This is a genomic window from Pseudomonas sp. Pseusp15 (genome assembly GCF_059492165.1).
In genome coordinates this window covers 1,681,573-1,693,975 of the sequence record NZ_CP168523.1, presented here as the reverse complement: position 1 = coordinate 1,693,975, position 12,403 = coordinate 1,681,573, and the positions used below count along the sequence as shown (strand labels likewise).

13 protein-coding genes are annotated in these 12,403 nt (G+C 59.9%); 8 read left to right on the top strand and 5 right to left on the bottom strand.

What is annotated here, in order from left to right:
- Positions 1-59: 59 nt before the first annotated feature.
- On the top strand, positions 60-401 hold the full coding sequence (locus tag ACEN8R_RS07770) for a hypothetical protein (protein WP_018929728.1): 342 nt from the start codon (positions 60-62) through the stop codon (positions 399-401).
- Here the strand turns inward: ACEN8R_RS07770 and ACEN8R_RS07765 are convergent.
- On the bottom strand, positions 391-1,314 hold the full coding sequence (locus tag ACEN8R_RS07765; RefSeq protein WP_018929729.1) for a LysR substrate-binding domain-containing protein: 924 nt from the start codon (positions 1,312-1,314) through the stop codon (positions 391-393). The genes ACEN8R_RS07770 and ACEN8R_RS07765 overlap by 11 nt on opposite strands.
- A gap of 105 nt (positions 1,315-1,419) precedes the next feature.
- Between ACEN8R_RS07765 and ACEN8R_RS07760 the strand changes: the two genes are divergently transcribed.
- Complete coding sequence (locus ACEN8R_RS07760) at positions 1,420-2,028, top strand: LysE family translocator (RefSeq protein WP_111453481.1); 609 nt, start codon at positions 1,420-1,422, stop codon at positions 2,026-2,028.
- Here the strand turns inward: ACEN8R_RS07760 and ACEN8R_RS07755 are convergent.
- Complete coding sequence (locus ACEN8R_RS07755; protein WP_495624725.1) at positions 2,025-2,789, bottom strand: ArsR/SmtB family transcription factor; 765 nt, start codon at positions 2,787-2,789, stop codon at positions 2,025-2,027. The genes ACEN8R_RS07760 and ACEN8R_RS07755 overlap by 4 nt on opposite strands.
- An 81-nt stretch (positions 2,790-2,870) precedes the next feature.
- On the opposite strand from ACEN8R_RS07755, the gene ACEN8R_RS07750 reads away from it, so the two are divergent.
- Positions 2,871-3,989 carry a cytochrome P450 gene (locus tag ACEN8R_RS07750; protein WP_495624724.1) on the top strand — a complete coding sequence of 373 codons (1,119 nt, stop codon included), beginning with the start codon at positions 2,871-2,873 and terminating at the stop codon, positions 3,987-3,989.
- 166 nt (positions 3,990-4,155) lie between these two features.
- On the opposite strand, the gene ACEN8R_RS07745 is transcribed toward ACEN8R_RS07750, so the two are convergent.
- The gene (locus ACEN8R_RS07745; RefSeq protein WP_018929733.1) at positions 4,156-4,494 is read right to left on the bottom strand and encodes an FKBP-type peptidyl-prolyl cis-trans isomerase; all 339 of its coding nucleotides are present in this window, start codon (positions 4,492-4,494) and stop codon (positions 4,156-4,158) included.
- Positions 4,495-4,766: 272 nt separating this feature from the next.
- Between ACEN8R_RS07745 and ACEN8R_RS07740 the strand changes: the two genes are divergently transcribed.
- The 4 genes from ACEN8R_RS07740 (at position 4,767) to ACEN8R_RS07725 (ending at position 8,791) form a co-directional block, all read left to right on the top strand.
- Positions 4,767-5,228 carry a hypothetical protein gene (locus tag ACEN8R_RS07740; RefSeq protein ID WP_018929734.1) on the top strand — a complete coding sequence of 154 codons (462 nt, stop codon included), beginning with the start codon at positions 4,767-4,769 and terminating at the stop codon, positions 5,226-5,228.
- A gap of 216 nt (positions 5,229-5,444) precedes the next feature.
- Entirely contained in the window at positions 5,445-6,518 is a 1,074-nt protein-coding gene (locus tag ACEN8R_RS07735) for a sensor domain-containing diguanylate cyclase (RefSeq protein WP_018929735.1), read from the top strand.
- 171 nt (positions 6,519-6,689) lie between these two features.
- Positions 6,690-7,982 (top strand): MFS transporter, encoded by a 1,293-nt coding sequence (locus tag ACEN8R_RS07730; protein ID WP_018929736.1) that lies wholly within the window; start codon positions 6,690-6,692, stop codon positions 7,980-7,982.
- A 32-nt stretch (positions 7,983-8,014) separates the two neighbouring features.
- A complete protein-coding gene (locus ACEN8R_RS07725; protein ID WP_018929737.1) occupies positions 8,015-8,791 on the top strand; it encodes a substrate-binding domain-containing protein in 777 nt (258 codons plus the stop codon).
- Here the strand turns inward: ACEN8R_RS07725 and ACEN8R_RS07720 are convergent.
- Positions 8,781-9,695, bottom strand: coding sequence for a LysR family transcriptional regulator (locus ACEN8R_RS07720; RefSeq protein ID WP_018929738.1), 915 nt, complete (start codon positions 9,693-9,695; stop codon positions 8,781-8,783). The two genes, ACEN8R_RS07725 and ACEN8R_RS07720, sit on opposite strands and share 11 nt — an antisense overlap.
- 193 nt (positions 9,696-9,888) lie before the next feature.
- Between ACEN8R_RS07720 and ACEN8R_RS07715 the strand changes: the two genes are divergently transcribed.
- Positions 9,889-11,697 carry a monovalent cation:proton antiporter-2 (CPA2) family protein gene (locus ACEN8R_RS07715; protein WP_018929739.1) on the top strand — a complete coding sequence of 603 codons (1,809 nt, stop codon included), beginning with the start codon at positions 9,889-9,891 and terminating at the stop codon, positions 11,695-11,697.
- A gap of 83 nt (positions 11,698-11,780) precedes the next feature.
- Here the strand turns inward: ACEN8R_RS07715 and ACEN8R_RS07710 are convergent, their stop codons facing one another.
- Positions 11,781-12,353 carry a cytochrome b gene (locus tag ACEN8R_RS07710; RefSeq protein WP_495624723.1) on the bottom strand — a complete coding sequence of 191 codons (573 nt, stop codon included), beginning with the start codon at positions 12,351-12,353 and terminating at the stop codon, positions 11,781-11,783.
- Positions 12,354-12,403: the final 50 nt, after the last annotated feature.

Sequence of the window (12,403 nt, the reverse complement as noted above, 5' to 3'; positions counted from 1 at the left end):
GTGCAAAACGCCACTAGACTTGCCACGTGCAACCGCCATCAACAGGTGCCACCACAACCATGGATAAATTCTGGCGAAAGTATCTGGCCTTGCTGGAAACCGACTTCACCACGCAGGTGTTCGACAACATCAAGAACCTGCTGGTGTGCGCCCTGTTGTTCGCGGCGGGCACCAACGCGTTGCGAGGCGGTCATCAACTGTTTATGGGATTGCTCGCCTCAAACCTTGCCGGCTGGGGGTTGATTGCAATATCAGCACTGTTGATGCTGCTCAGTGTCAGCGACGGCTTGCGCCGGCTGTCCAGGTTGCCGTATCACACGGCGTTCCAGATCATCCTGGGTCTGGTTTACCTGGTGCTGGCGGTGCGGGTGGTGGAGATCGTCTGGGATTTCAGAGCGTAGCGGTCACGGCACGAGGTGTCTGCCAACTCAGCTCATCCTGAGCGATCCGGGCAAATAACCACTCCACAAAGATCCGCGTGTGAGCCGTCACGTCCGGCGCAACACCGTAGTAATAACGCGGCAACGGCATGCGCAACTCGGGTAACGGGCAGATCAGGCGTCCGCTCGAGATATGGCTGCCCAACAAAGAGGTCGGGCACAGGGCAACGCCCTGTCCATCCACTGCGGCCTGAAGCACCAGGTGCATGTGATCAAACTGCCGGGTGACCTGAGTGGCTGACTGGCTTTGACCAAAGTGCATGGCCCAATTGTGCCAGTCTTCGCGACGGGCCTTGGCGGTCAGTAACGTATGCCGACTCAGGGACGTGAGGTCTTCAAGTGGCAGGCGCTCGATCAGCGCAGGGGCCGCGACCAGCAACAGTTCGTCTTCGAACAGCGCTCGCGCCTCAATCGCCGGTGCCCAATCGTCACGACCACGGCGAATGACGATATCGAACCCGTCGCGTGCCTGATCGGGTGCCTGGGTCTGGGTGATCACCTGCGGCTTGATGCCGGGGTGCCGCGCAACGAAATCCGCCAGCCTGGGCGTCAGCCAAAGCATGGCGAAGGACGGACGTACATTGATCTTCACGGTAGGCAGCGAGGCATGCTGCTTGAGCGCAGTGGCGGCATTGGCGATCTGCGACAGCCCGGCGCTGACCTGCTCATAAAAGCGCTGGCCGGCCGGCGTCAGCACAGATTGCCGGATACGTCGCTCAAACAGCAGCACCCCCAGGTATTCCTCGAGCAATTTGATATGCCGGCTGACGGCACTGTGGCTGACATGCAGCTCTTCAGCCGCCAGGCTGAAGCTCTGATGACGAGCAGCAACGGCGAAGGCGCGAACAGCATTAAGAGGCGGTAGTGGATTCATGCGTCTAATTTAGTCACCTATGCGCTGTAATTAAAGCGTTTGTCACGCCCTCCTCGCCACGCCAATCTGCCAGCACGCAGCCAATGCCACCTGACAGAGCAAGCCATGAACAGTTACGGACTCTTTGTACTCTTCGCCACCCTGACCATTTTGAGCCCGGGACCTGGTGTGGTCCTGACCCTGTCCAACGCGGTGCGCCACGGTTGGAGGGGGGCCGTGCCGGGCATTCTGGGGATCGCGTCGGGGGCGTTTGTGGTCGCTGCCATCAGCGCCACCAGTGTTGGCCTGATACTCAGCACCTCGGCGAACGCCTTTATCGCATTGAAATACGCAGGAGCCGCCTATTTGTTGTACCTGGGCTACAAAAGCTGGCGCTCGGATCGTTTCAGCACGCTGCTTGAAACACGCCCTTCAAGCCCGGGTTATCGCTTCCTTGAAGCGGCTTCGATGCAGCTTCTGAACCCCAAGGCGGTGTTTTTCTTTTTGGCGGTGTTCCCGCAATTCATCGACACTTCGGCGCACTTCTACAGCCAGTTCATCAAGCTGGTCGCCTCCTACGGCGTACTGGTGATCCTGGTGCACGGCAGCTATGCCTTGCTCGCCAATGCCGCCAAAGGCTGGTTGTCGAGCCCGAAAGGTTCCTGGCTGACCGCAAAAGTTTCGGGCGTGACCTTCGCCGGTTTTGGCGTGCTCATGGCCTCGGCCAGTCGCTAAGTCGCAGGACTGGCGATCGCGCGGCGCCTGTTCCCGGTGGACGTGAGTGGCGCTGTCATTCCCTGAATCGGCAGTTCAACGGCGAACCGGTGACCGAGTTCCTTTCGCCCCACCGCCGTCAACGCCAACGCCCGACTGTCCAGATCCTGCGTCACCCATTGGCGTTTGATCGCCGTTTGCAGCAACGCCGCGCCCAAGGCACCGCCCAGGTGCGGCCGACGCATGCTCCAGTCCAGGCACGGGCAGGCAAAGCGGCGGCGCAAAGTGCCGAGGTCTTTGACGTCGATGCCCAATCCTTCGAACAACGCTTCACCACTGTCGCTCAATCGATAAGCCTGCTCATCGGTTTGCAGCAACCACCCCGCGTCGATCATCCGGTCATGCAGCACCACTGCCAACGTGCCGGCCATGTGGTCGTAACAGGTACGGGCGAATTGCAGACGGTCCGGGGTGCGCGGGTTGAACGTCGGCGCGGCGTTCTGGCCGATCACCATCAGTGCTTCGAGTGCCTGGGCCACGCGCTTGTCCGCGAGGCTGTAATAGCGGTGACGGCCCTGAACGTGCAAACGCACCAGCGCCAGTTCCTTGAGCTTGGCCAGGTGTGCGCTGGCGGTCGAGGCGCTGACTTCGGCAACCGCCGCCAGCTCGGTGCTGGTGCGGGCATGGCCGTCCATCAGCGAGCAGAGGATTTTCGTCCGCGCAGGCTCTGCAATCGCTGCGGCCACTTGAGAGACGCCAACGTCATGTTGTTCTGCGTTCATATTTCGCTCCCGGACGAATCAAGGCCCTTTCGGACTGGTGATAGTAGCAACACTTTTCAACCATCGATAAGGCTGCGACCCATGGACCCGATCATCGCTGCGACTCACGCCGATCCTTACCCCTACTACGCGCAACTGCGTGCCGAGGGTGGATTGGTTTTTCATCAGGGACTGAAACTGTGGGTGGCCAGCAGCGCCCGAGCGGTTGCTGCCGTGCTGGCGCATCCGGATTGCCATGTGCGGCCGGCGCATGAGCCGGTGCCCAAGGCAATTGCTCAGGGCATGGCGGGCAAAGTGTTCGGTCAGCTAATGCGGATGAACGAGGGTGAGCGGCAGCGTTGCCCGAGGGCAGCGATTGAGCCGGGGCTGACGCTGATTGATGGGAATGACGTCAATTCACTGGTCAGCGCTCGGTTGATTACCCCTGGAGCCGATGGGTTGTACGCGGCGATGTTTCGCGGGCCGGTCTGTGTAGTGGCGACGTTGCTGGGCTTTTCTCCGGCTCAGGGCCGGGCCATCAGCGAGCTGACCGCAGACTTCGTCGCCTGCCTGTCACCCCTCAGCGACCAGGCCCAACTGGACGCTGCCCATGTTGCGGCAGAACAGCTGAAGGGATATTTCATCGAGCTTCTGGCTGATCCGAACAATCGAAGCGCCGTGCTCGCCGGTATCCGGCAGCGCTTCGCCACCTCGACCGACCCGGAAACCTTGATCGCCAACCTGATCGGCCTGTTCTCCCAGACCTACGAAGCCACCGCCGGGCTGATCGGCAATGCGCTACTGGCATTGAGTCGCAACCCGCAGATCGATTCGACTCAAGTCAACGACCTGATCGCCGAAGTGCAGCGCTTCGATCCTTCGGTACAGAACACCCGCCGCTTCGTCGCAGCGCCCTGCGAAATCGACGGCGTGAACCTGAACCCCGGCGACGTCATTCTGGTGCTGCTGGCCTCGGCCAATCGTGATCCGCTGCTCAATGACGATCCCGATACATTCCTGCTCGAACGCCCAAACCGCCGCAGCTTCACCTTCGGCGCCGGCCGTCATCAATGCCCGGGGCAAGTGCTGGCCTTGAGCATTGCCCGCGCGACGTTGGTTGAGATCCTGGCGATGAAACCTGCTTTGAGCCGGTTGACCTGGCACTACCGCGCCTCTCTGAACGGGCGCATTCCTTTGTTTACTGATCTGCCGAACGCCTGACAGACCGTGTCATCGCTCTTCGCCTTGTATCGCGGTAATAGCGGATCAGGCTTGCAGCAAAATCGCTGCGCAACCCAAGGGGGCAAGCCCCCTCGCCACAGATAGCAAAAACCCCGCTCTCTCCTCTCAGAGACAGCGGGGTTAATCATTTCAATTCACTCGCCCATCAATCATCCCGCGTCAGCACTTCCAGCAATTCAATCTCGAAAATCAGATTCGAATTCGGCGTAATCGCCCCCATCGAGCGCTCGCCGTAGGCCAGGTGCGCCGGCACCAGCAGCTTGCGCTTACCGCCGACCTGCATGCCCATGATTCCCTGGTCCCAGCCCTTGATTACCCGCCCGGTGCCAATCACGCACTGAAACGGTTTGCCCCGGCTGTAGGAAGAATCGAATTCGGTGCCGTCTTCCAACCACCCGCGATATTGGGTAGTGATCAGCGCGCCTTTGACGGCGGCTTTGCCGTCGCCCACTTCAAGGTCGATTACCTGCAACTCATCATTCATTACATTCACTCTATCTGTGCGCTTGCCCGAGCGGGCTTGATGGGCGCCGTTTTCCCAGAAATGCAGGCTATTGGCAACCATTTCGCTCTGCATCCGGCAGTGGTCGTGAACTGGGCACTGTACGAAAACTGCCTGATCGCAACTCGGCGACTTTTCGTACAGACCCTAATTTACACAACAGGACTTATGTAACCCGACAATACGCCGATACCGTGCAGCGGCACGGAAGCACCGAAGCAGCACTTACTCCATAGAAGGCAGGAGCCTGAACAATGTTTGAACACATCTGGCGCAGCATCCATTCCCCGGGCTACTTCCCCAACGTACTGGAGTGGATGATCAATATTCTCTTCAACCCGTTCATGGTGATTATGTGCCTGATGGTCGGAGCGCTGGCCGGTAAATGGTGGAGAGCCATCCCCTACGGCAGCCTCATTTGTTATGTGGTGTTCCTGAGCCGGTCGTCATTCTATCGGTGGGGAAGCATTTTCCCCGAAGCCGGCCTGCCTGCGCTGTTGATTGACGGCGCACTGCTGGCCCTCCTCGGCTTCTATTTGAAAGGCGTACTCAGAACCCGCTCAGAAGCAAAACCCGAAGGCCATTGGTTGCGCTGGCTTTATCAAAGCCTGAAGGTCGTCATGCTGACAGTCATGGTGATGTTCTGGGTACTCGTCGTGCTGGTTGTCGTGACCTTCACCGTCTCGGTCGCGACGCAACCGTCAGTGGTGAACTGACCCACCTCCTGCTTGCCAGGGTCTGTACGAAAAGTCGCCGAGTGTCGATCAGGCAAGGCAAAAACAGGCGATGAAGCGGAGTTTACGGGTTGTAAATGAGCATTCCGAGCCTGTTTTTAACGCAGCATGATCGACACGCAGGCAGTTTTTCGTACAGAGCCTTAATATACCCGCCACCTCCCCCACGGTTCGATACGCCATGAGCGCAATTTCTCAATGAGTCAGCTCTGGACCGACGTCACCATCGGCTCGCTGACCCTTGCCCTGATCGTCGCGCTGATTTGGCGCGATCGTTCGCTGCAAAAGCAGTTGGCCGAGTGCCGTGCGCTGATCGATAGCCTCACCGAGGGACAAAGTATCCACCAGGAAGGCGACGCCGAGCGCTTCAAACGCAGCCAATACTTCGCCCGCATCGGCACCTGGGACTGGGAGGTTGATACCGACAAGCTCTATTGGTCGGATGCAATCTACGGGATGTTCGGGTTCAAGATCGGCGAGGTGACGCCCTCCTACGCCCTGTTCTGTTCCTGTGTGCACCCGGACGACCGGGTCAAGGTCCGCGCCGGTGAATTGCGTTGCCTGGAAACCGGCGAAAACCACGACGAGGAATACCGCGTGGTCTGGCCGGACGGCAGCATCCGCTGGCTGCGGGAGACCGGCAATGTGGTCAAGAATGAGCATGACGCAACGATCAAGATGATGGGCGTGGTCCGCGACATCACCGAGGAAAAAGCCTCCGCCAGCTACCTGCAACACCTGGCCCATTACGACCCGCTGACCGGCCTGCCCAATCGCCTGGTGCTCGAAGAGCGCCTGTCCGCTGCCCTGGAACACGCCCGCCTCAGCGCCACGCGGGTGGCACTGGTATTTGTCGACCTCAATGGTTTCAAGGCGATCAACGACCACTATGGCCATGCGGCCGGCGACCGCGTGCTGATCACCACCGCGACACGCCTGAAGAAGATCCTGCGTTCAACCGACACCGTTGCCCGGATCGGCGGCGACGAGTTCGTGGTCATCCTCCAAGGACTTCCCCAAGGCAACAGCCTGCAAGACGAAGCCCGCAGCATCTGCCAGAAAATCTTCATCGAACTCGCACCGCCGGTGACCATTGGCAACGACCAGCGCCACATCGGCAGCAGCCTTGGGGTTGCGGTGTTCCCGGACCATGCGCCGAGCATGGACCGGTTGATTCACATTGCCGACCTGGCGATGTATGAGGCCAAGCGCAGCGGGAATAATCAGTATCGGTTGGGGAACATCAGCCCGATACGCGTACACAGCGAATAGCCTTGGGTAAACGCCGCGTCTCTGGGTCGGCAGCATTGATCCGCTTCATGCATCAATACATACCAACTATGCAATTAACATATCGATGTCCCTGCTCCACTATCCACCCCAATAAGAACCGTGCACCGCGTCCAGGCAGTGCACGTCATAAAAGCGGTGGAGTACACGTCAATGACAGCATCAATCCATTCCGGTCGCTCCCGGACCAGTGCGATTTTCCGAGTGACCTCGGGCAACTTCCTCGAGCAATTCGATTTCTTCCTTTTCGGCTTCTATGCCACGCAGATCGCTGCCGTATTTTTCCCTGCCAGCAGCGAGTTTGCGTCCCTGATGATGACGTTCGCGGTGTTCGGCGCGGGCTTCCTGATGCGTCCGTTGGGCGCCGTGATACTGGGCGCTTACATCGATGATGTGGGGCGCCGCAAAGGGCTGATCGTCACCCTGTCGATCATGGCCAGCGGTACGATTCTGATTGTGCTGGTGCCCGGATACGAAACCATCGGGCTGTTCGCCCCGGCCATCGTGCTGATCGGCCGATTGCTGCAAGGCTTCTCGGCCGGTGCGGAACTGGGCGGTGTATCAGTGTACCTCGCGGAGATCGCCACTCCCGGCAACAAAGGTTTCTTCACCAGTTGGCAATCCGCGAGCCAGCAAGTGGCGATCATCGTCGCGGCGGCTTTGGGCTATGGTCTGAACCAATGGATGGCGCCGACGATGATTGCCGATTGGGGATGGCGGATTCCGTTTTTCGTCGGCTGCATGATCGTGCCTTTCATCTTCTTCCTGCGCCGTAACCTGGAAGAAACCGAAGAGTTCACCGCCCGTAAACACCGGCCAAGCATGGGCGACGTGTTCCGCACCCTGGGACAGAACTGGGTCATCGTGTTCGCCGGGATGATGATGGTCGCCCTGACCACTACCGCGTTCTATCTGATCACCGTGTACGCGCCGACCTTCGGCAAAACCGTGCTGCACCTCAATACCTCCGATGCGCTGTTGGTGACCTTGCTGGTGGGCGTTTCGAATTTTTTCTGGTTGCCGATTGGCGGCGCGCTTTCAGATCGCATCGGTCGTCGCCCGGTACTGATCGCCATGGCGTTGCTGACGTTGGCCACGGCCTACCCAGCGCTGACCTATCTGGTGCAAGCACCGAGTTTCATCAACATGCTGTTGGTGCTGCTGTGGTTGTCGTTCATTTATGGCTTGTACAACGGCGCAATGATCGCCGCGCTGACGGAAATCATGCCGGTCGAGGTTCGGGTCGCAGGTTTCTCCTTGGCTTATAGCCTGGCGACGGCGGTGTTCGGCGGTTTCACACCGGCCATATCGACCTTCCTGATCCAGTACACCGGCGATAAGGCCGCACCCGGTTACTGGATGAGTTTCGCCGCGTTCTGTGCCCTGTGCGCGACGCTGTTTCTCTATCGCCGTGCCTCTGGCCGCCTGCAACCGGCCGTGTCGTGAACCACCCAACCTCTAACTGCGAGAGCTATTTGATGAAAAGGTTTTTCAACTTTACCGCCCTGGCCCTGGTGGCCAGTCTCGGTCTGAGTTCGATCGCCCAGGCCGAAGAAATCCGTGTAATGACCTCCGGTGGTTTCACGGCGGCCTACAAAATCCTCGGTCCGAAATTCGCCGAGTCTAGCGGCAACACCCTGGACACCGCCCTCGGTCCATCCATGGGAAAAGCCCCGGAAGCGATTCCCAATCGTCTGGCCCGCGGTGAGAAAGCAGACGTGGTCATCATGGTCGGCTATGCCCTCGACGACCTGATCAAGCAAGGCAAAGTCGATCCCGCTTCACGGGTCGAACTGGCGGATTCGCGGATCGGCATGGTGGTGCGTGAAGGTGCGCCGAAGCCGGACATCAGCTCGGTGGAAGGCCTGAAAAAAACCCTGCTCGACGCCAAGTCAGTCGCCTACTCCGACAGTGCCAGCGGCGTGTATATCGAGGATCAACTGTTCAAGCGTCTGGGCATCGAAAACCAGCTCAAACCCAAATCGAAGATGATCCCGAAAATCCCGGTGGGCTCGGTGGTTGCCACCGGCGATTATCAACTGGGCTTCCAGCAGGTCAGCGAATTGCTACCGGTGCCTGGGGTGAGTTTTGTGGCGAAAATTCCGGAATCGGTGCAATCGGTCACCCGTTTCGCCGCCGGTATTCCGGTCAATGCGCAACACCCGGCCGAGGCCAAGGCGCTGCTTGAGTACCTGGCCTCCAGCGCAGCCCAGCCGGACGTAAAAGCGACGGGGCTGGACTCAGTCAGCCACTGACCGAAGGTTGCTGGACTTTCATTTCCACCACCAGGCGCTCCAACGCCAATGCCGCCGGGGTTAACGTACGACCCCGGCGCTTGATCAACCCGACATTGCGCATCACCTGCGGATCGGTCAACGGTACCCGCGTCAGAATCGGGTGGTCCGCCGCCGGCATCGCCATCAACGGCACGGCAGCCACGCCCAACCCGGCCTCCACCAGACCGATCATGGTCGTCACATGACGGGTTTCGCAGATGCTCGGCCGCTGCGGCACCACGCCAGCCAGCGCTTGATCCAGCAAAAAGCGATTGCCCGAAGTCTTGTCCAGCGAGATGTAATCCTGCTGATAAAACTCATCCCATGTCACGCTGCTGCGTCCTGCAAGGGGGTGATCTCGTCTGCACGCTACCACATAACCTTCCTGCACCAGCGGCTCGAATTCGACTTCGGCTTCCAGGGTGCCCATGAAGCTCAGGCCAAAGTCCGCTTCACCGTTGACCACGGCACTCAATACCTCGTGAGCACTGGAGTCGAGCACCTTGACCTTGATCCGCGGAAATTGCCGATGGTAGTGGGCGATCACACGCGGCATGAAGTAGTACGCCGCCGACGGCACACAGGCGACGGTGACATGCCCGAGCCGGGTCGAGGCGACTTCGCTGATACCCAGTAGCGCCACGTCCAGGTCATCCAGCAGGCGCTCGACGCTGGGCATGAAACCACGCCCGGCCTGAGTCAGGCTGACCCGGCGAGTCGTGCGTTCGAACAATTTCACGCCCAGAGCGTCTTCGAGCTTTTCGATCCGCCGGCTGAGGGCTGGTTGGGAGATGCGTACGGTGTCCGCAGCCTTGCGAAAGCTGCCCTGCTCCACCACGGCGCGAAAGGCTTGCAGATCGTTAAGGTCGAAGTTGATGGTCATGGTGCGCACTCGGGAACGAACAGTTTGATCAGCTTATCCTATGAATGTCACTAATTGATGCTAAATGTAACGACATCTTGGGTGCCTGCAAAATTGCCATCGCGAGGCCCAAACATTTTCGTTCATGGCTGACGCATCCGGCTCCAGCCTTTATCCTTATCGCCCCCGCCGTATCGAGTTTTTGGAGTTTCACATGCCCCATGAAGGCAACCTGTTACAAGCCGCTGTCGTCTTTTTGTTCGCGGCGGTGCTCGCCGTTCCCTTGGCCAAGCGCCTGCAATTGGGGGCGGTGCTCGGCTATCTGTTTGCCGGGGTGATCATCGGGCCGTCGGTGCTGGGTTTGATCGGTAATCCACAAAGCGTCAGCCACATCTCCGAACTCGGGGTGGTGTTGTTGCTGTTCATCATCGGCCTTGAGCTGTCGCCGCGACGTTTGTGGGTGATGCGCAAATCGGTGTTCGGCGTGGGCCTGGCACAGGTGCTGTTGACCGGTTCGGTGATTGGTGTGCTGGCGTTGTTCGTGTTCGGCCAGTCCCTGAACAGTGCCATCGTGTTGGGCCTCGGCCTGGCGTTGTCGTCCACCGCGTTTGGCTTGCAAAGCCTGGCCGAGCGCAAGGAACTGACCAGCCCCCATGGGCGGTTGGCGTTCGCGATTTTGCTGTTCCAGGACATCGCCGCGATCCCGTTGATCGCGATGGTGCCGTTGCTGGCCGGCGGTGATCACACCAGCAGTGCGGCCGAAGATTTGAACCATGGCTTGCGGGTGCTGGGCAGCATCGCGGTGGTGGTGATCGGCGGGCGCTATCTGTTGCGCCCGGTGTTTCGCGTGGTGGCCAAGACCGGTCTGCCGGAGGTGTCCACCGCCACCGCATTGCTGGTGGTGATCGGTACGGCGTGGCTGATGGACCTGGTGGGCGTGTCCATGGCACTCGGCGCGTTCCTCGCCGGCCTGCTGCTGGCGGACTCCGAATACCGTCACGAACTGGAAGCGCAGATCGAACCGTTCAAGGGCCTGCTGCTGGGGCTATTTTTCATCAGCGTCGGCATGGGTGCCAACTTGAGTCTGCTGCTCAGTGCGCCGGTCGTGGTGCTGGGGCTGACCCTGCTGCTGATCGCCATCAAGCTGCCGCTGCTGTTTGTGGTCGGTCGACTGGCCGGGGGGTTGGGCAAGGTCAATGCGATTCGTTTGGGGATCGTGCTGGCGGCCGGTGGTGAGTTTGCCTTCGTGGTGTTCAAGATCGGCCGGGACCAGGGCTTGTTCGAGCCGCGCCTGTACGACTTGCTGGTGCTGACCATCACCCTGTCGATGGCGCTGACGCCGCTGTTGCTGCTCGCCTGCGCACGCCTGGTCAAACCCAAGGTGCAACCGGTGGAGGTGCCGCAGAAGTTCCGCGAAATCGACGCCGACACGCCCCGCGTGGTCATCGCGGGCATGGGCCGTATGGGTCAGATCGTGGCGCGGATTCTGCGGGCGCAGAACATCAAGTTCATCGCCCTCGACACCTCGGTGGAAACCATCGAACTGTCCCGCAGCTTCGGCGGCGTGCCGGTGTTCTACGGCGACCCGATGCGCCCGGAAATCCTCAGCGCGGCCAAGGTCGAGCAAGCGGAGTTCTTTGTGATCGCCACCGATGATCCGGACACCAACATCAAGACGGCCGAGGTGGTGCACAAGCTGTATCCGCACATCAAAATCATCGCCCGTGCCCGTAACCGTCAGCATGTGCACCGGTTGGTGGATGTCGGGGCGCAGGCGGTGCGGGAAACCTATTACTCCAGCCTGGAAATGACCCGGCGCACCCTGGTTGGACTGGGGCTGACCCAAGCCCAGGCGGATGCGCGGATCAAGCGCTTTACCCATCACGACGAACAGGTGCTGGAGGCTCAGCACGCGGTGTATGACGATGCGGCCAAGGTGATGCAGACGGCGCAGGAAGCGCGGGCGGAACTGGCGAAGTTGTTTGAATCGGATCAGCTGGAAGAGCAAGCGGGCAAGGTTTGAGGTGACAGTGATGACTTCATCGCGAGCAAGCTCGCGATGAACGATAACGCAGTGTTCGAGGCAGCCCGAACGTCCAGGGAAACTTATCGCTGACGCTCGTTGACACCCGCACCAAAGCCCTCGGGCAGCATGCGCGTGAGCGTGTTGTCGCGAACCCAGTAGTGATGGACCAACCCCGCCGCCGCGTGCAAACCGATCAGCCAGTAACCGGCACTGCCGAGCCACTCATGCCAATGCTTGAATTGCTTGGCCAGCACGGGATCAACCGCCACGGGCGCCGGCAGGAAGAAATCGAAATACGGCATTGGCTTGCCGCCGGCGGCCAGCATCAACCAGGCCAATAGCGGTGTTGCGATCATCAGCACATACAGCGCCAGGTGCATGAGGTGCGAGACGCCGGTCTGCCAGGTTGACAGAGCCGGGGTAATCGGTGGCCGGGGGGTGAGGCGCCCGAGCAGGCGGACCCAGACCAACGCAAAAATGCTCAATCCGAATAAGCCGTGAAGCCCCAGAAAAAGGCCCCTCAAATCACTTCCACGGGGCAGTAGCCCTTTGATCTCGATGCAGCCATAAACGCCGACGAACAGCGCCAACATCAGCCAGTGCAAGGTGATCGAGAGTTTTCCATACCGGTGTACTGCTGAATCTCGGGTCATACAGAGCCTCTTGAAGATCGGTGGCGGCTGCCGACTCATTTCGTGCAGCC

Bases quoted from the DNA above. Each gene is read 5' to 3' on its own strand.
- ACEN8R_RS07755 (WP_495624725.1), bottom strand. From the start codon at position 2,789: ATGAACGCAGAACAACATGACGTTGGCGTCTCTCAAGTGGCCGCAGCG.
- ACEN8R_RS07725 (WP_018929737.1), top strand. From the start codon at position 8,015: ATGAAAAGGTTTTTCAACTTTACCGCCCTGGCCCTGGTGGCCAGTCTC.
- ACEN8R_RS07770 (WP_018929728.1), top strand. From the start codon at position 60: ATGGATAAATTCTGGCGAAAGTATCTGGCCTTGCTGGAAACCGACTTC.
- ACEN8R_RS07745 (WP_018929733.1), bottom strand. From the start codon at position 4,494: ATGAATGATGAGTTGCAGGTAATCGACCTTGAAGTGGGCGACGGCAAA.
- ACEN8R_RS07740 (WP_018929734.1), top strand. From the start codon at position 4,767: ATGTTTGAACACATCTGGCGCAGCATCCATTCCCCGGGCTACTTCCCC.
- ACEN8R_RS07760 (WP_111453481.1), top strand. From the start codon at position 1,420: ATGAACAGTTACGGACTCTTTGTACTCTTCGCCACCCTGACCATTTTG.
- ACEN8R_RS07730 (WP_018929736.1), top strand. From the start codon at position 6,690: ATGACAGCATCAATCCATTCCGGTCGCTCCCGGACCAGTGCGATTTTC.
- ACEN8R_RS07715 (WP_018929739.1), top strand. From the start codon at position 9,889: ATGCCCCATGAAGGCAACCTGTTACAAGCCGCTGTCGTCTTTTTGTTC.
- ACEN8R_RS07750 (WP_495624724.1), top strand. From the start codon at position 2,871: ATGGACCCGATCATCGCTGCGACTCACGCCGATCCTTACCCCTACTAC.
- ACEN8R_RS07710 (WP_495624723.1), bottom strand. From the start codon at position 12,353: ATGACCCGAGATTCAGCAGTACACCGGTATGGAAAACTCTCGATCACC.
- ACEN8R_RS07735 (WP_018929735.1), top strand. From the start codon at position 5,445: ATGAGTCAGCTCTGGACCGACGTCACCATCGGCTCGCTGACCCTTGCC.
- ACEN8R_RS07765 (WP_018929729.1), bottom strand. From the start codon at position 1,314: ATGAATCCACTACCGCCTCTTAATGCTGTTCGCGCCTTCGCCGTTGCT.
- ACEN8R_RS07720 (WP_018929738.1), bottom strand. From the start codon at position 9,695: ATGACCATCAACTTCGACCTTAACGATCTGCAAGCCTTTCGCGCCGTG.